16 protein-coding genes are annotated in these 18,707 nt (G+C 45.6%); 13 read left to right on the forward strand and 3 right to left on the reverse strand.

The features are described 5' to 3' along the window. The first annotated feature begins 85 nt into the window (after window positions 1-85). From HFU86_RS03105 to HFU86_RS03130, 6 genes are all read left to right on the forward strand, one after another. On the forward strand, window positions 86-1,099 hold the full coding sequence (locus HFU86_RS03105) for a mechanosensitive ion channel family protein (protein WP_132497162.1): 1,014 nt from the start codon (window positions 86-88) through the stop codon (window positions 1,097-1,099). Between the two features lie 272 nt (window positions 1,100-1,371). Beyond that, on the forward strand, window positions 1,372-3,531 hold the full coding sequence (locus tag HFU86_RS03110; protein ID WP_187128711.1) for an ornithine decarboxylase: 2,160 nt from the start codon (window positions 1,372-1,374) through the stop codon (window positions 3,529-3,531). Between the two features lie 99 nt (window positions 3,532-3,630). Beyond that, window positions 3,631-4,566: a uridine-preferring nucleoside hydrolase UriH gene (gene uriH, locus HFU86_RS03115; protein WP_187128712.1), complete on the forward strand. Its 936-nt coding sequence runs from the start codon at window positions 3,631-3,633 to the stop codon at window positions 4,564-4,566. Window positions 4,567-4,582: 16 nt separating this feature from the next. Beyond that, window positions 4,583-5,056 (forward strand): DUF6882 domain-containing protein, encoded by a 474-nt coding sequence (locus tag HFU86_RS03120; protein WP_187128713.1) that lies wholly within the window; start codon window positions 4,583-4,585, stop codon window positions 5,054-5,056. Window positions 5,057-5,240: 184 nt separating this feature from the next. After that, a complete protein-coding gene (gene dusA, locus HFU86_RS03125; RefSeq protein WP_132497158.1) occupies window positions 5,241-6,266 on the forward strand; it encodes a tRNA dihydrouridine(20/20a) synthase DusA in 1,026 nt (341 codons plus the stop codon). Between the two features lie 97 nt (window positions 6,267-6,363). Further along, window positions 6,364-6,537, forward strand: a complete 174-nt coding sequence (locus HFU86_RS03130) for a hypothetical protein (protein ID WP_165906964.1) — start codon at window positions 6,364-6,366, stop codon at window positions 6,535-6,537. Window positions 6,538-6,642: 105 nt separating this feature from the next. On the opposite strand, the gene HFU86_RS03135 is transcribed toward HFU86_RS03130, so the two are convergent. Then, window positions 6,643-7,626, reverse strand: coding sequence for a quinone oxidoreductase (locus HFU86_RS03135; protein WP_036955043.1), 984 nt, complete (start codon window positions 7,624-7,626; stop codon window positions 6,643-6,645). A gap of 212 nt (window positions 7,627-7,838) precedes the next feature. Between HFU86_RS03135 and dnaB the strand changes: the two genes are divergently transcribed. From dnaB to HFU86_RS03150, 3 genes are all read left to right on the forward strand, one after another. After that, window positions 7,839-9,248, forward strand: coding sequence for a replicative DNA helicase (dnaB, locus tag HFU86_RS03140; RefSeq protein WP_036955040.1), 1,410 nt, complete (start codon window positions 7,839-7,841; stop codon window positions 9,246-9,248). Window positions 9,249-9,461: 213 nt separating this feature from the next. Continuing rightward, complete coding sequence (gene alr / locus HFU86_RS03145) at window positions 9,462-10,544, forward strand: alanine racemase (protein ID WP_154626147.1); 1,083 nt, start codon at window positions 9,462-9,464, stop codon at window positions 10,542-10,544. A 64-nt stretch (window positions 10,545-10,608) separates the two neighbouring features. Beyond that, on the forward strand, window positions 10,609-11,805 hold the full coding sequence (locus HFU86_RS03150; protein WP_132497156.1) for an amino acid aminotransferase: 1,197 nt from the start codon (window positions 10,609-10,611) through the stop codon (window positions 11,803-11,805). Window positions 11,806-11,908: 103 nt separating this feature from the next. Here HFU86_RS03150 and uvrA read toward each other — a convergent pair whose 3' ends face one another. After that, on the reverse strand, window positions 11,909-14,743 hold the full coding sequence (gene uvrA, locus HFU86_RS03155; protein ID WP_132497155.1) for an excinuclease ABC subunit UvrA: 2,835 nt from the start codon (window positions 14,741-14,743) through the stop codon (window positions 11,909-11,911). 343 nt (window positions 14,744-15,086) lie between these two features. Here uvrA and HFU86_RS03160 point away from each other — a divergent pair, with 343 nt between their 5' ends. The 4 genes from HFU86_RS03160 (at window position 15,087) to ilvN (ending at window position 18,033) form a co-directional block, all read left to right on the forward strand. After that, window positions 15,087-15,605: a single-stranded DNA-binding protein gene (locus HFU86_RS03160; RefSeq protein ID WP_036955024.1), complete on the forward strand. Its 519-nt coding sequence runs from the start codon at window positions 15,087-15,089 to the stop codon at window positions 15,603-15,605. Between the two features lie 249 nt (window positions 15,606-15,854). Next, window positions 15,855-15,944, forward strand: a complete 90-nt coding sequence (gene ivbL / locus HFU86_RS03165) for an ilvB operon leader peptide IvbL (protein WP_108479355.1) — start codon at window positions 15,855-15,857, stop codon at window positions 15,942-15,944. A gap of 104 nt (window positions 15,945-16,048) precedes the next feature. After that, on the forward strand, window positions 16,049-17,746 hold the full coding sequence (gene ilvB / locus HFU86_RS03170; RefSeq protein ID WP_187128714.1) for an acetolactate synthase large subunit: 1,698 nt from the start codon (window positions 16,049-16,051) through the stop codon (window positions 17,744-17,746). 2 nt (window positions 17,747-17,748) lie between these two features. Next, window positions 17,749-18,033: an acetolactate synthase small subunit gene (gene ilvN / locus HFU86_RS03175; RefSeq protein ID WP_132497153.1), complete on the forward strand. Its 285-nt coding sequence runs from the start codon at window positions 17,749-17,751 to the stop codon at window positions 18,031-18,033. 45 nt (window positions 18,034-18,078) lie between these two features. On the opposite strand, the gene HFU86_RS03180 is transcribed toward ilvN, so the two are convergent. Beyond that, entirely contained in the window at window positions 18,079-18,636 is a 558-nt protein-coding gene (locus HFU86_RS03180; protein ID WP_132497172.1) for a helix-turn-helix domain-containing protein, read from the reverse strand. Window positions 18,637-18,707: the final 71 nt, after the last annotated feature.

The raw sequence follows: 18,707 nt of genomic DNA on the forward strand, positions 1-18,707 counted from the left end.
TATCTTAGCAGTTATTCACTCACTATTTAGAGTGTTATATTTTACACAGCAAATTAGTTTTCAATGTCAGTTTAGGGCAATAAACATGATAGAAGCATTACTTGAAAAATATGCCATTGGCATGACCATCATTGCCGTCTGTTTAGCGTTGTATTTGCTTTTTGAAGTTTTACACAAGCGGCACAAACATAAGCGAAAAAGCATTTTGGTGCATGTGATCCAAACCATGGTGCTGTGCGTGATGGTGTTGGTGGCAGCTCAATCTGTAGATATGGCAGCCAGTGACTTTGATTTAACCTTTATTTCAACACCGCTGATTAATTTAGTCGCCATATCGGTGATAGCATTGATTATCACGCGAAAATTCTTTCAGTTGGTTAACCGCCTAGAGAAAAAACAGATTAAAAAAGGCAGTGACCCGACTTCCGCGCGGATTATTGCGCGAGTATTTAAGACTGCGGTCATCGTCATCATTATGCTGTTATTTGGCGAACATTTTGGCATGAGTTTGTCAGGATTAATGGCATTTGGGGGCATTGGCGGTATCGCCATCGGTATGGCGGGTAAAGATATTCTGAGTAACTTTTTCTCAGGGATCATGCTCTATTTTGACCGCCCGTTTAATATTGGGGATTGGGTCAGTTCGCCGGATAGAAATATTGAAGGGACAGTCGTTGAAATTGGCTGGCGGATCACCAAGATTGTTACGTTTGACCATCGTCCACTCTATATTCCTAACTCGCTGTTTTCTTCCATTAGTGTTGAAAACCCAGGGCGCATGACCAACCGACGGATTAAAACGGAAATTGGTTTACGTTATGAAGATTCCGACAAAGTCAGCGCGATTGTGGACGATATTCGTACCATGCTGAAGCAAGATGAAAATATCGATACAGGGCAAACCTTGCTGGTCTATTTCGATGCGTTTGCGGATTCTTCCCTAAATATTATGGTGTACTGCTTTACGAAAACCACCGTATGGGCAGAATGGCTGGATGCGCAGCAAGCGGTCTATTTGAAAATTATTGATATAGTTAAGCGTCACAATGCGGACTTTGCGTATCCATCTCAAACCCTGTATGTGGAAAGAAACAAGTAACCTCGTCATCCCGAAAAATTAACCGACTGATCCACTGTCATTATTGTCTGTTTCGGTCGGTTAATCTGCAAACAATCTATTTTTTATGGTTTATGACTAAAAAGCCGGTGAGGTTATCCGGAAATTTTTATACTATTAACCAGTGAGTTATAAAAAATATTCACCCTAGGCAAAACTGAATAATTTTGCATTAATTCTGACTATTTCAATCTCAGTATCTATCAAGTATATTGAGCCCCTCTTTACCTCAGCTAACCAAGAGCCAGACTGCTATGAAGAAAATCAATGTGGCATGTAGCCAGGGGGTCGCTATCTATTTTACGGGTCAATTCCAGTGGGTAGATATTCGCGATGCACAGTTAAATAATATCGCTGCGGTTGTGCTCTCTGAACAAGATGCCAACCAAGGGCTGTGGAAGAGAGTTGCAGACAGTAAACTCAGTATTCCGCTGTTTGTCATTAATGACAAGCAGCTACCAGACAATGCACCAACCCCTGACTATTTGACGGCATTATTACCGCCAGCACCGGCTGCGCGTGAAGAGAATAGCCGCCAACTACAGGATGCTGCGAACCAATACCTTGAACAATTATTACCGCCATTCTTTGCGCGAATGATGGATTATGCTGCGGGTCACAATGTGACGTTTGCCTGCCCCGGGCACCAAGGCGGGCAATTTTTCCGTCGCCATCCAACAGGTGAACAGTTCTACCAATTCTATGGTGAAAATCTCTTTCGCACTGATTTATGTAACGCCGATGTGGCGATGGGGGATTTGCTGATCCACGAAGGTGCAGCAAAAGAAGCCCAAAAATTTGCGGCGAAAGTGTTCAATGCAGATAAAACCTACTTTGTGCTTAATGGCACGTCGTCATCCAATAAAGTCGTTCTGAACGCCTTATTAACACCGGGTGACTTAGTGCTGTTTGACCGCAATAACCATAAATCTAACCATCATGGCGCCCTGATCCAAGCAGGGGCAACACCGGTTTATTTGGAAACAGCGCGTAACCCATTTGGGTTTATTGGTGGGATTGATGCCCACTGTTTTACCGAAGAATACTTAAGAAACGCGGTGAGCGAAGTGATGCCGGAAAAATCACAGGCAGAAAAACCGTTCCGCCTTGCCGTGATCCAGCTAGGGACTTATGACGGAACAGTCTACAACGCGAGACAAGTGGTGGATAAGATTGGGCATCTTTGCGAATACATTCTGTTTGATTCTGCGTGGGTGGGTTACGAACAGTTTATTCCAATGATGCGCCAATGCTCACCGCTGCTGCTGGAACTGAACGAGAATGACCCCGGTATTATGGTGACGCAATCTGTTCATAAGCAGTTGGCGGGTTTTTCGCAGGCTTCGCAGATCCATAAAAAAGATAACCATATCAAAGGTCAAGAGCGCTTTGTTTCCCATAAGAAACTGAATAACGCGTTTATGATGCACGCCTCTACTAGCCCGTTTTATCCGCTGTTTGCTTCATTAGATGTGAATGCGCGTATGCACCAAGGGGAAGCGGGGGAAATGATGTGGATGGAGTGTGTGAGGCAAGGGATTGAAGTTAGAAAATCCATTATTCAACACTGCCGTCACTTTAGACCGTTTGTCCCTGAGCGAGTGGATGGCAAGCCGTGGCATGAATACCCAACAGAACAAATTGCATCGGAGCAGCGTTTCTTTAATTTCATTCCGAAAGAGCGTTGGCATGCGTTTGAGGGTTACGCGCAAGACCAATATTTCGTTGACCCATGCAAGCTGATGCTGACGACGCCGGGGATTGATGTAGAAAGCGGCGAGTATGAGTCTTTCGGGGTTCCTGCGACGATTTTGGCACATTTCCTGCGTGAACATGGGGTGATCCCTGAAAAATGCGATTTAAACTCGATTTTATTCCTGCTAACACCAGCGGAATCACGTGAAAAGCTGGAATTGCTGGTTTCTCACTTAGTGCGTTTCGAGCAGCTTCTGGATGAAGACGCATTATTTGAAGACGTTTTACCATCCGTGTATCAGCGTTATCAGGAACAGTATCAAGGGTATACTCTGCGTCGATTGTGCCAAGAAATGCATCAATTAAGCGTGGATTTTAATATTAAACAGCTACAAAAAGAGATGTTCCGCAAGGCGTATTTCCCGGTAGTGAAAATGAATCCACAACAGGCACATCTGGAGTTTATTCGCGGCAATGTGGAATTGCTGCCACTGGATGAGTTAGAGGGGCGAATTGCCGCAGAAGGGGCGTTACCTTATCCGCCGGGCGTGCTGTGTGTGGTACCGGGGGAAGTCTGGTCAGGGCCTGTTCTTCAGTATTTTAAAGCGCTGGAAGCGGGAATTAACGCCTTGCCGGGCTTTGCTCCAGAGCTACAAGGGGTCTATATTTCAAAAAATGAAAATGGACCAAAACGCGTGTATGCGCATGTTTTGAAATAAATTTCTCCGTATTCAGACATCGAGCATAGATTTTGCCGCATGAGATAGCTAAATTGGGATCCGCAAAATGTGGATCCCGATTGACGATAAGGCAACCCTATGACGAAAAAGATTATTTTAGACTGTGACCCAGGGCATGACGATGCCATCGCTATGCTACTGGCTTACGGTAATCCAGACATCGATTTACTCGCCGTCACCACGGTTGCAGGCAACCAAACTCTCGAAAAAGTCACCCGTAATGCCCGTGCGATTGCTGAAATGGCGAATATTCGCGGCATTCCTTTTGCTGCGGGTTCAGCGCGCCCATTAGTGCGTGAAGTGGAAGTGGCGCCCGATATTCATGGCGATTCCGGATTGGATGGTCCTGAGCTTCCAACTCCAACGTTAGTGTTGGATGAGCGCCATGGGGTGAATTTGATCATCGATACGATTATGTCCCACCCGCCAAAAACCATTACCTTAGTGCCTACGGGGGCGCTGACCAATATCGCGTTAGCGGCAAGGTTAGAACCACAGATTGTGGAACGTGTGAAAGAAGTGGTGTTGATGGGCGGTGGCTACCATGTGGGAAATTGGAGTCCAGTCGCGGAATTTAATATCAAAATAGATCCAGAAGCTGCCCATATTGTTTTCAATGAAAAATGGCCGCTAACGATGGTTGGTCTGGATCTCACTCACCAAGCACTGGCAACGCAAGATGTGGTGGCGAAAATTGCCGAAATAGACACGAAATGCTCGCAGTTTGTTGTCGAATTGCTGGATTTCTTCGGAAAAATGTATAAACAAGCTCAGGGTTTTGATGCGCCGCCAGTGCATGATCCTTGCGCTGTTGCCTATGTGATTGACCCGTCAGTAATGACCACCCAAAAAGTCCCTGTGGACATCGAATTAACGGGAACGCTGACCCTTGGTATGACGGTGGCAGATTTTCGACATCCCGCTCCTGCTGATTGCCATACGCAAGTTGCCGTGAAATTAGACAGTGACAAGTTTTGGCAGATGGTTATCGACGCACTGAAAAATATTGGTTAATGGAATCGTATTTAACATGAAGAGTGAATTAGAACAGATGCCTTATGAGGCATTAATTGAACGCAGCATGAACTCTCTGGAATTGAAAAATCAGTTTCATTGCGATAATTGGAAACTGGATGAGGCCAGTTGGTCGGTGGATCAAGATGAAGGCACCATTATTTTCCATGCACCGGATAATATAATGGTGACGGCACCCGTGCAAATCATTGGGACTTATGACCAAAATGTGGGGAGCTGGATGTGGGGCTGGGCGAATAGCTCCATTGATGAGTCATTAATGCGAGATGCGATTGCGGTTAAAGCCTACGGCGAGCGCCAAGATAATAGCTTGCTGACTTCCCGAGTGAGCGATATCGAAGAGTATGATGCATGGCAGTTGGCGGCATTGGCTTGTGAGTTAAATGAGCAACAAGGTGTTTATCGCGGCGTTGCGGGTAGTACACTGATTTTTATGACGTTCGGCCAAGTTTCCCTTCAAAAAAACTAAGCCAGAGGCGCCTTTTTTATCATAGATAATAAGGGCGCCACCAACTCCTGGAAAACGACCTGCCCAGTTTATTATGGCAATAGTTTATTATGACAAAAGAAAGTCAGCTGTTAAAATGCGGCTTTCTTTTGCTATTTCACAACAGCATAAGCCTTAAATTCGATATCAACGCCAAAAGACCAACATGCAACAAAATCAAACGATAGAACAAAATACACCATCAACAACAGGTGGTTACAAAAATCTTAACCGCTTCTCGGTTGCGCCTATGCTCGATTGGACTGACCGTCATTGCCGTTATTTCCATCGCTTATTAACGAAAAATACGTTGCTGTACACCGAAATGGTGACGACGGGTGCGATCATTTATGGCAAAGGCAATTATCTTGCTTATAGCGAAGAAGAGCATCCCGTTTCCTTGCAATTGGGCGGTAGTGACCCCGCGGCTTTAGCGCAATGCGCAAAATTAGCTCAAGAGCGTGGCTACGATGAAATCAACCTGAACGTCGGTTGCCCATCAGACCGCGTACAGAACGGGCGTTTTGGTGCATGTTTAATGGCGGATGCTCAGCTGGTCGCAGATTGTGTCAAAGCGATGCGTGACGTGGTGTCTATCCCTGTGACGGTGAAAACGCGCATTGGGATTGATGAGCAAGATAGCTACGAATTTTTATGCGAATTCATTGATACCGTCTCCACAAAAGGGGACTGCGACATGTTTATTATCCATGCTCGCAAGGCGTGGTTATCAGGATTAAGTCCAAAAGAAAACCGTGAAATTCCCCCTCTGGATTACCCTCGCGTATACCAATTAAAACGTGATTTCCCGCATCTCACCATGGCTATCAATGGGGGCGTTAAAACCCTCGAAGAAGCTAAAGAACATCTAAAACATTTAGATGGCGTGATGGTGGGTCGTGAAGCGTATCAAAATCCGTCAATTTTAACCGCGGTAGATAATCAATTGTTTGATGAAACAATGCCCATTGTCGATAGTGTTGCTGCTGTCCGTAGCATGTATCCATACATCGAAAAAGAGTTGTCTAACGGGGCTTATTTAGGGCATATGACTCGCCATATGTTAGGGATTTTCCAAGGAATTCCGGGGGCTCGTCAATGGCGTCGCCACTTAAGCGAAAACGCCCATAAACAAGGTGCTGACTTATCAGTGGTTGAACAAGCGCTCGCGTTTGTGACCCGTGGTGAGTAAATATTACTTAAATAAAATTGTGATTTTGGTTGATGCGGGCTGAATAGGATTATCTGCATGCTATGATAAAACTCATTAATGAATGAGGAAGAAGCAGATGAAAATATTAATAGCAACCTCTTTGCTGCTGTTAATTGCTGGATGTTCGGGGTCAGGTGGGCAGATGCGAGAACCACCAAAGCAAGATCCCTATGAGGGAACGGTGTTAAACACCATTAAAGAGAACCAGCAGATCTACAAAGAGCAGCAAGCACGCAAAGGGCACTATTAATTCGTGCAACTGAAGTAATTATTTAGTGCAACGGAAGTGAGTAAAAATTACCGTTGTTAGAATTTTAAAAGCGCCAGTTATTGATAGCTGGCGCTTTTTTATGAATTAAGGAATGAGCAAGCTTGAGCCTTGAGTCTTACGTTGTTCCAGTGTTTGGTGGGCTTTTTGGGCATCTTTCAGCGCAAAAATTTGAGATGCCGGCACATCCACATTCACTTTGCCACTTAAAATCATGTCAAACAGGGCTTTGCTGGCTTGGTCTAACTCTTCTCTGTTAGTGACATAGCCACCTAATGATGGGCGGGTCACATACAAGGAGCCTTTTTGATTTAAGATCCCTAAGTTAACTCCAGTTACGGCGCCAGAAGCATTACCAAAGCTCACCATCAAACCGCGACGTTTCAGTGAATCTAAAGACGCTAACCAAGTCGCTTGGCCTACGGAGTCATACACCACATTCACTTTTTCACCGTGGGTGATTTCTTTTACTCGCTCAGCAATATTTTCGGTTTGGTAATTAATGACTTCCCAAGCGCCTGCGGCTTTCGCACGCTGTGCCTTCTCTTCAGAGCCAACGGTACCAATCATTTTCGCACCTAACGCTTTTGCCCATTGGCAAGCAATTAGACCAACACCACCCGCTGCTGCGTGGAATAAGAAAACTTCATCTTTTTGAACTTGATAGGTTTGATTGAGCAGATAGTAAACCGTCATACCCTTAAGTGAACAGGCTGCCGCTTGTTCGAAGGTAATTCCGTCGGGTAAATGTGCCACGGCATTGACGGGCACATTATGAACTTCACTGTATGCGCCGAGAGGGCCTTGTGCGTAAACGACGCGATCACCCGGTTTGAAACCTGTGACTTGGGAGCCAGTTTTAACCACGACACCCGCCGCTTCTGTGCCGAGTCCACATGGCAAACTTGCAACTGGATACAGTCCACTGCGTACATAGGTATCAATAAAGTTAATACCAATTGCACGGTTTTCGATTTGGATTTCGTTTTCAGCCGGCGCATTTGGGGAATAGTCGACAAAATTGAGGACTTCAGGACCACCATGTTGCGAAAATTCAATACGTTTTGCCATGATCATCTCCAATGAGTGAGTTTGTTTTTATTAACAGTATCAATTGCCCCATCATAACGCGATGCTTTACTGAGAAGAATTATCGGTTTGTGCGCTGCGTTAAGATTGTGCCTGCAATAATATCTTGTGCAGATAACAATAAAGACGCCACATGACACCTAAGATTGGCGTATACTAACTGTTGGTTAATTATAGACGTGGATATTTCAAGTATGGCTAAAAAACCCTCCTCAGATTACAAGACAAACCCACCGCGCGATCAGCAAATGGAAGGCTTAAAACTTCCGCCGCACTCTATCGAAGCGGAACAGTCTGTATTGGGGGGACTGATGTTAGACAACGAACGCTGGGATACGGTCTCTGAGCGTGTCACGTCAGCGGACTTTTTTAGTCGTCCTCACCGCACAATCTTTGCACAAATGCAGATCCTGCTCGAGCAGGGTAAGCCTATTGACTTGATCACCCTGTCAGAATCCCTTGAACAGCAAGGAGAATTGGACAGCGTCGGAGGCTTTGCTTATTTAGCGGAATTATCGAAAAATACCCCAAGTGCGGCAAACATTAACGCTTATGCGGACATCGTGCGCGAACGAGCCATTGTTCGCGATATGATTTCTGTCGCCAATGATATTGCTGATGCAGGGTATGACCCACAAGGTCGCAGTAGCGAAGATTTACTCGATTTCGCAGAAACCAAAGTTTTCCAAATCGCAGAATCTCGCGCGAATAAAGATGAAGGCCCGAAAGGGATTGAAGCGATTTTGTCGGAAACCGTTGAGAAAATCGAACAGCTTTATCAGCAGCCTCATGATGGTGTCACCGGTGTTTCTACGGGTTATCAAGATTTAGATAAGAAAACCGCAGGGCTACAAGGCTCAGATTTAATTATTGTTGCCGCGCGTCCATCCATGGGTAAAACCACCTTTGCGATGAACTTGTGTGAAAATGCGGCGATGACTGAAGAAAAACCAGTACTTATCTTCAGTTTGGAGATGCCCGGCAACCAGATCATGATGCGTATGCTCGCATCACTGTCTCGCGTAGACCAAACCCGTATTCGTACGGGGCAGCTTGATGATGAGGATTGGGCGCGAATTTCGAGCACCATGGGCATATTGATGGAAAAACGCAATATGTACATTGATGACTCATCGGGGTTAACGCCAACGGAAGTGCGTTCTCGTGCACGCCGAATTTACCGCGAACACGGCGGGCTAAGCCTGATTATGATCGACTACCTTCAGTTAATGCGAGTGCCAGCGTTGTCGGATAACCGTACATTAGAAATCGCCGAAATTTCCCGTTCTCTCAAAGCGTTAGCGAAAGAATTAAACGTACCAGTGGTGGCGCTTTCTCAGCTAAACCGTAGCTTGGAGCAACGTGCAGACAAACGCCCAGTAAACTCCGACTTACGTGAATCAGGCTCCATCGAGCAAGATGCCGACTTAATCATGTTTATCTATCGTGATGAGGTCTATCACGATAACAGCGACCTCAAAGGGGTCGCAGAAATTATTTTAGGTAAACAACGTAATGGTCCGATAGGGACGGTGAGGCTGACGTTTAATGGGCAGTGGTCGAGGTTTGATAATTATGCGGGGCCAGCTTACGACGATGAGTAATCTCGTCATATTTTGAGCTGTAGCTGTGTTGGTTGCTCTCAGCCACCCTAGTCACATACTTGTGTATGCTCCTAGGGATGACTTCGTTTACCGCCTTGCTACAGTTCAAACTATTTAGAGCTTATTGATAATTAAAGATTAAAGAATATTTCGGTTAATTTAAGTTTAGGTAGTTGGTTGATACATTTTAAAATGAATAATTAAGAGGAAGAAATGAAAGCGGCAACCGCATTAATAAACCGCCGCGCTCTGCGACACAACCTGCAACGCGTGAGAGAATTGGCGCCGAATAGCCGTCTGATTGCAGTTGTTAAAGCAAACGCTTATGGTCATGGATTAATTGGAGTTGGCACCGAAATTCAAGGAATTGTCGATGGTTTTGGGGTGGCGCGTTTAAATGAAGCCCTGCTGCTTCGACATCAAGGCGTGACAAAACCGATTGTCTTATTAGAAGGTTTCTTCGAAAAATCCGATTTGCAGTTGATGGTGGAATACAACATCGATACGGTGATCCACTGCATTGAACAACTGGAAATGCTGGAAAATGCCCAGCTTGCTAAAAAAATCAAAGTATGGATGAAACTCGATACTGGCATGCATCGCCTTGGCGTACTTCCTCAGCATGCGGAAAGTTTTTACCAACGTCTTCAAAGCTGTAGCAACGTGGATTTACCTATCAACATTGTCAGCCACTTCTGTCAGGCCGATGCGCCTGAGCTCCCAACCACCAAAAAACAAATCGAATGCTTCCAACAGTTTGTCTCTGATAAACCGGGTGAAAAATCCATCGCGGCATCCGCAGGGATCCTTTTATGGCCAGAAGCTCATTATGACTGGGTTCGCCCCGGCATTATGATGTATGGCGCCTCACCGCAAGAAGGCAAAAGCGCTGCAAGCTTCGGTTTATTACCCGTCATGACCTTAAAATCCAGTCTGATTGCTGTGAGAGAGCATTCGGCAGGGCAGTGTGTTGGCTATGGCGAAACATGGTGCAGTGAACGCAATACCCGCCTTGGGGTGGTAGCGATTGGTTATGGAGATGGTTATCCGCGTAACGTGCCATCAGGAACACCCGTTCTAGTAAATGGGCGAAAAGTGCCGATTATTGGACGAATTTCCATGGATATGACTGTCGTGGATTTAGGGCCAGATGCCACCGATAAAGTGGGGGATGACGTCATTCTATGGGGAAATGCTCTGCCAGTGGAAGAAATTGCCGCACAAACAGGCATCATTAACTATGAGCTTTTGACGAAATTGACCTCACGAGTCGCAATGGAATATGTAGACGAATAGGTTTTAAAGGGTTATTTTCACAAGACAAAAGTAATAAAGAAAACCTACAAGTAGGAGATATCCTGTGTACCAACATGTTGATGCTTATCCGGGCGACCCAATTTTATCGCTGATGGATGAATTTAATAAAGATACTCGTGAAGGCAAAATTAACCTGAGTATTGGTCTTTATTATGATGCAGAGGGGAAAACCCCTGAGCTGGAAACCGTCGGCACAGCGAAAGCTGCACTGAGAAAGCTTCCGGCAAGTGCATCGCTTTATCTGCCAATGGAAGGTTTGAAAGATTACCGTACTGAATTACAAAAATTGGTGTTCGGTGAAGATTGCCCGCTAATCGCTCAAGAGCGTATTGCTACCGTACAAACCATCGGTGGTTCTGGCGCACTGAAAATTGGGGCTGATTTTTTGCACCATTATTTCCCGAATTCAGAAGTCTGGTGCAGTAACCCTACATGGGAAAACCACGCCTCTATCTTCTCTGGCGCTGGCACAAAAGTGCATTACTACCCTTATTTCGATGAAAAAACTAAAGGGGTTAAATTTGATGAAATGCTGGAGACTTTCAAAAAGTTACCAGAAAACAGCATCATCTTAATGCACCCTTGCTGCCATAACCCAACAGGCTCAGATTTAACGCCAGCCCAGTGGGATGAAGTGACGAAAGTGGCACTTGAACATAAATTGATCCCATTCTTAGATATTGCATATCAAGGTTTTGCGGAAGGTATTAATGAAGATGCTTATGCAATTCGCACGATGGTAAAAGCGGGTCTGCCAGTATTTGTCAGCAATTCATTCTCGAAAATCTTTGGTATCTACGGTGAACGTGCGGGTGGTTTATCTGTTATCTGTAAAGATAAAGATGAGCGTGACCGTGTATTAGGTCAGCTGAAAGCGGGTGTCCGTCGTCTGTATTCAAGCCCACCGTCTAACGGCGCAAAAATTGTTGCGGCAGTACTGACTGATAGCCAACAAAAAGCCAAATGGCTGGACGAAGTGGAAGAGATGCGTTTGCGTATTTTAGATATGCGTACTGTTTTGGTAGATGAGCTGAAAAAAGCACTACCAAACAAAAACTTCGATCACTTGTTAAAACAGCGCGGTATGTTCAGCTACACCGGATTTTCTCAACAACAAGTTGACCGTTTGAAAGATGAGTTTGCGGTTTATTTAGTTGGAACAGGTCGCGTGTGTATGGCAGGTGTAAACCGTCATAACGTGAAGCGTATCGTGGAAGCGTTCGCGGCAGTTAGCCAGTAATCGTTAGTAACGAACGGTTATATAAGCATTAAAAAGGGGAACTGAGTTCCCCTTTTTCTATTTTGATTGGCGGTTTCTGTTAACTATTTTTACTTCAGTTAACTCAGTAGCCACGCGCTAAGATAGGCTTCAAGAAACGCGCAGTATGGGATTTTTCACACTTAGCCACTTGCTCAGGGGTACCTGAAATTAAAATCTCACCGCCACCGCTACCACCTTCTGGTCCTAAGTCGACAATCCAGTCTGCAGTTTTGATTACATCCAAGTTATGCTCGATGACGACGATGGTATTGCCTTGATCGCGCAGTTGGTGCAAGACGACAAGCAGTTGCTGGATATCGGCAAAGTGCAATCCGGTGGTTGGCTCATCCAAGATATAGATGGTCTGTCCGGTGCCGCGTTTAGACAACTCGCGAGCTAATTTCACACGCTGGGCTTCACCGCCGGATAAGGTTGTCGCAGATTGTCCTAAGCGAATGTAGGAGAGACCAACGTCCATCAGTGTTTGCAGCTTACGCGCTAGCGCAGGCACGGCATCAAAGAATTCGCGGGACTCTTCGATGGTCATATCCAACACTTCATGAATGCTTTTACCTTTGTATTTGATTTCTAAGGTTTCGCGGTTATAGCGCTTGCCCTTACATTGGTCACACGGCACATAGACATCAGGTAAGAAGTGCATTTCCACCTTAATTACACCATCCCCTTGGCAGGCTTCACAACGACCGCCTTTCACGTTAAAGCTGAAACGCCCTGGGTTATAGCCGCGAGTCCGTGACTCTGGTACACCCGCGAACAGCTCGCGAATTGGCGTAAATATTCCCGTATAAGTGGCTGGGTTTGAACGTGGGGTGCGTCCAATAGGGCTTTGGTCGATATCGATCACTTTATCGAAATGCTCTAAACCTTCGACATTGGTATACGGCGCAGGGTTAATCACCGTTGCCCCATTTAACTGGCGCTGAGCAATTGGGAATAGCGTATCGTTGATGAGAGTGGATTTACCGGAACCAGAAACCCCTGTAATACATGTAAATAAGCCAACAGGAATATTCAGGGTGACATTCTTCAGGTTATTGCCTGTTGCGCCGGAGACAGTCAGGACTTTGTCTTTATTAAATGGAACACGTGTTTGCGGGATATCAATCTTGCGCTCACCACTTAAGAATTTGCCCGTTAAGGATTCTGGGTTAGCAACAATATCTTCCAATGTGCCTTGCGCCACAATTTGCCCACCATGAACACCGGCACCTGGACCAATATCAATCACATGGTCGGCTGCGCGGATCGCATCTTCATCGTGCTCAACCACAATCACTGTGTTCCCTAAGTTACGTAGGTGAATCAGGGTTTCCAGTAATCGGTCATTATCGCGCTGGTGGAGCCCGATAGACGGTTCATCCAGCACATACATCACACCGACCAGACCCGCACCGATTTGGCTTGCTAGACGGATACGCTGTGCCTCACCGCCGGATAATGTTTCTGCGGAGCGTGAAAGGCTTAAGTAATTGAGTCCCACATTCACTAAGAACTTCAGACGGTCGCTGATCTCCTTCAGGATTTTTTCGGCAATCTTGGCGCGTTGCCCACTGAGTTTTAAGTTTTGGAAAAACTCCATTGCATGACCAATGCTGTAATCTGCAATTTCAGGCAGGGTGGTATTTTCCACAAACACAAAGCGAGCTTCTTTACGCAAGCGTGTTCCGGAGCAAGTCACACAAGGGCGGTTGCTAATGTATTTTGCTAACTCTTCGCGCACCGCGGTAGATTCCGTTTCTTTATAACGGCGTTCCATATTGTTAAGCACACCTTCGAACGGATGGTGGCGTACGGTAATATCTCCGCGATCATTACGGTATTTGAATTCAATAGTTTCTTTGCCAGAACCATACAAAATCACTTTTTGAATTGCAGGGCTGAGTGAGTCATAGGGGGCTTCAACATCAAACTTATAGTGTTCGCCCAATGACATTAACATCTGAAAATAATAGAAATTACGACGATCCCAGCCGCGGATAGCCCCGCCTGCAAGGGAAATTTCGGGATTTTGAATCACGCGTTCTGGGTCAAAAAACTGCTGAACCCCTAAGCCGTCGCAGCTTGGGCAAGCCCCTGCAGGGTTGTTGAATGAGAACAGGCGCGGTTCTAACTCCATCATGCTATAGCCACAAACGGGGCACGCAAAGTTAGCGGAGAACACTAATTCTTCGGCTTTTGGATCATCCATATCTGCAACAACAGCAGTGCCGCCAGATAACTCGAGTGCAGTTTCAAAGGATTCTGCAAGACGCTGGGCGATATCGTCGCGTACTTTGAAACGGTCAATCACGACTTCAATGGTATGTTTTTTCTGTAATTCGAGTTTTGGTGGATCAGATAAATCACAAACTTCACCATCAATACGGGCGCGAATATACCCTTGGCTCGCTAAGTTATCGAGTAACTTAACGTGTTCACCTTTACGTTCTTTCACGACCGGAGCCAGCAGCATCATACGGCGATCGGTCGGCTGTGCGAGGACGTTATCCACCATCTGGCTAACGGTTTGTGCCGCAAGCGGAATATCATGATCAGGGCAGCGTGGCTCGCCTACACGGGCAAACAATAGGCGCAGGTAATCATGGATTTCGGTAATGGTTCCGACCGTTGAACGCGGGTTATGGGAAGTGGATTTTTGTTCAATGGAGATAGCTGGCGATAGCCCTTCGATATGGTCAACATCCGGCTTTTCCATTAAAGAAAGGAATTGACGAGCATACGCGGATAGTGATTCAACATAACGACGCTGACCTTCAGCATAGAGGGTATCAAAGGCGAGGGAGGATTTCCCTGAGCCAGATAGCCCTGTAATAACTATCAGCTTGTCTCGGGGGATGATGAGATTGATATTTTTTAGGTTATGCGTGCGTGCGCCGCGGACTTCGATATTCTCCATTTACCACTTCCCGAATGAATTGATAGTGAACAAAAATGAACTTGGTCGTCTTAATGAATGAGCCAGTACTAATAAACGATTTAGTATTGCACAAAATTTGCTGAATGGATATACAGTATATGTGCTCTTTCTATATCATTTCATAGGGGGCTGATGGCAACTTATCTGTGACGCCAATAATTAGCGTCTATACTAAAAAACAGTAATGCAGATTTCACTTAAATTTGGAAAGCGCTTCGCAACTTCTCATCAGCAATCTCAATTTATGGTGCAATACAGATAGGTCGTGGTAAACTTCACGGTCAGTCCAGAGATTAAAAATTCAATGCATCAGGAGTAATAAATGGCCACCAGAGGCGTAAATAAAGTAATTCTTATCGGTAACTTAGGACAAGATCCAGAAATCCGTTATATGCCTAACGGCGGAGCTGTCGCTAACCTGACTCTGGCAACTTCTGAAAGTTGGCGTGACAAGCAAACCGGTGAAATGCGTGAAAAAACTGAATGGCACCGTGTTGTGATTTTCGGCAAATTAGCCGAAGTTGCTGGTGAATACCTGAAAAAAGGTTCACAAGTTTATATCGAAGGTTCACTGCAAACCCGTAAATGGCAAGACCAAAGCGGTCAAGATCGCTACACCACCGAAGTTGTGGTAAATATCGGCGGTTCAATGCAGATGCTTGGCGGTCGCGGCGGCGATGCCCCATCACAAGGTCAAAGCGGCGGACAAGGCGGTTGGGGTCAACCACAACAACCACAAGCAGCACAACAATTCAGTGGCGGTGGCGCAGCACCAGCGCGTTCACCAGCTCCACAAACCAATGAACCACCAATGGATTTTGATGACGACATCCCGTTCTAATTTTTAAATTAGAAAGTCAAAATCATCGATTAAAGCCCTTAATTTTAAGGGCTTTAATTTTTTATGAGCAATTTCAATTCAAATTATCACAACTCAACAACATTCTGTGATATGCCTCTCATTTGAAATCCACAACCAAGAAAAACGAAAAAAAGGGTTGTGAAGGTTAGGGTTTTATGGTTTCTTAGATGCAGCAAACACAAAAATGAAAAATCAGACAGAATTAAATTACAGGAAACTCTCGTGAAAATGACTGCTAACCGTTCAAACCTACTACTTACCGCGCCACTAGCCGCGGTAGTCGTGCGTGTGGTGGTGGTCGTGGGCTTAGCGCCGTAACGGGAACAAATCACGCGATTTAGAAACCCCGCCGGCGCAAACCGAGCGGGGTTTTTTTATGACCTAAAACTCGGATCCGCAGGCTAGTGAAGGAATAAAAAATTATGAGCGAGTCGGGCACAACATCAGCACAAAAAACTTGTTTTACAGGCGCAGAATTGATCGTCTATTTGTTGGAAAAACATGGTATTACCATCGTTTCTGGTATCCCCGGCGGGGCTGCATTGCCATTCTACGATGCGCTGGGGCAGAGCAAAAAAATTCGCCACATACTGGCGCGTCACGAGCAAGGTGCGGGTTTTATTGCACAGGGGATTGCACGTAGCACAGGCAAAGCGGCGGTGTGTATTTCCTCAAGCGGTCCCGGTGCCACTAACTTAGTGACAGCCATTGCGGATGCGAAGCTGGATTCAATTCCACTGGTATGCATCACTGCGCAAGTGCCATCTTCGATGATTGGTACCGATGCGTTTCAGGAAGTTGATACTTACGGTATTTCAATTCCGATTACGAAACACAATTATTTGGTGCGCAGCATTGAAGACCTGCCTCGTGTTATCTGCGAAGCATTTCGTATTGCTGAGTCTGGGCGTCCAGGACCTGTTTGGATTGATATTCCAAAAGATGTACAGACTGCGACCATTGAGTTAGATGTGCTGCCAGAGGTTTTACCGAAAGATAAAGCCCCAAGTTTCGATATGGAAAAAGTAATTCAAGCGGCGGAAATGATCAACCGTGCGAAGCGTCCTGTACTCTATTTCGGTGGTGGGGTGATTAGCTCAGATTCAACCGCGACGGCTATCGCTTTTGCGGAAAAAGCCTCTTTACCAACGACAATGACCTTGATGGCGCTGGGAACGATCCCAATGCGTCACCCGCTGTATTTGGGCATGTTGGGTATGCATGCGGCACGAAGCACGAACATGATCATGGAAGAGTCTGATTTACTGATTGTTATCGGTGCTCGCTTTGATGATCGCGCCATTGGTAAAGCGGAAAAGTTCTGCCCGAATGCCAAAATTATTCATGTTGATATCGATAAAGCGGAAATCAGTAAAATCAAACGTCCAGACATTGCTATCCATGCGGATGCGGGACAAATATTGGAGCTGTTGCTGCCATTAGTTGAGCGCAATGATCGTCACGAGTGGGTTCAGCAAGTTAATGATCTGAAAAATAATTATCCGCTGAATTTAGCCAATGCGGATGATCCATTAGATCATTACGGTTTGGTATTAGCCACCGCGCGCGCCGCAGGGGAAGAGGCGATTGTCACGACGGATGTTGGGCAACATCAAATGTGGGCGGCGCAAGCTTACCCATTATCACGACCTCGCCAATGGTTAACATCCGGTGGTTTGGGCACCATGGGCTTTGGTTTACCGGCAGCCATTGGCGCGGCATTGGCTCACCCAGATAAAACCATCGTTTGTTTCTCCGGTGATGGCAGCTTAATGATGAATATTCAGGAACTGGCGACGGCGGCGGAGCATCAATTAAACATTAAGATAGTTTTAATGAACAACCAAGCGCTGGGCATGGTGCATCAGCAGCAAGATTTATTTTTTGAAAATCGTATCTTTGCAGCGGCTTACCCGTATCAGACCGACTTTATTAAAATTGCCTCTGGGTTTGGTTTCCAAACGTGCGATTTAAATAATGAAGCCGACCCTGAAATGGCGCTGGAAGCGATTATGAACACTAAAGGACCTTGCTTAATTCATGCCCTGATTGATGTCAATCAGAAGGTATATCCAATGGTTCCTCCTGGTGCCGCTAATATTGATATGATCGGAGCGTAATTATGGTATTTGAACATCACCCAATCGCCTTAGAATTAATTGTTCGCAACCATCCGGGCGTCATGTCACATATTTGTGGGTTGTTTGCGCGTCGAGCATTTAACGTGGATGGCATCCTATGTATGCCAATTAAAGATAGGGACGAAAGCCGAATTTGGTTATTAGTTCAGAAAGATGAGCGTTTGTCGCAGATGGTTAACCAAGTTGAAAAATTGGAAGACGTCCGTGAAGTTCGCTTTAGCGATGATCTGCGTGTGTTTGAAACCATGCAAGATTATTTGCAGTAATTCTGAATAAATAAGGTCAGCCTACAAGGAGCGTGGGCTGATTGATTAGACCCCATCACTTAAATGTGAATAGGTCATCACGACGGTGGCGTGTACATCCCCCTCAATACATAAGTAAGCGTGAGGAAAGTCTCCGCTGAAAGCGTAAAAATCTCCAGCCTCAAGAACGACATTTTGCTCATCGTCTAAGCGCAGCATAAGGGAGCCCGCGTGCACCATAATGTGTTCATGGGTGCCGACCATATGCGCTGGGCTGTTAATAATTGCGCCTCGTTTCATACTGAGTTGCCAAATTTCGGATACGTTGCCCATGCTGATACGAAATTTAAATTGCTCTAAATAATCGCCTTCGAGCGGTGTGGCCTTCACCAAATAGGGATAAGATTCATTTTGGCGTGTAAATAAATCACTGAGTGGAAAACGCAGTGCCGCTGCAATGGACTCTAAGGTGTCGATGCGCGGGTTTGAATCCCCTGATTCCAATTTAGAAAGGGCGGCTTTAGAGATCCCTGATAAGTGAGAAAGCTCACTCAGAGACAGGTTTCTCGCCTGACGTAGCAGACGTACTTTCTGACCAATTTTTATATTTATTTTATTTTCCACGACACTGTCTTCCACAATATTGCTTTTATAAATTCTCATTTCTGCTGCCAATTCTAACATCTTAAATATGA

The sequence above is a fragment of the Providencia sp. JUb39 genome, assembly GCF_012272845.1.
In the GTDB taxonomy this organism is placed as follows: domain Bacteria; phylum Pseudomonadota; class Gammaproteobacteria; order Enterobacterales; family Enterobacteriaceae; genus Providencia; species Providencia lanzhouensis.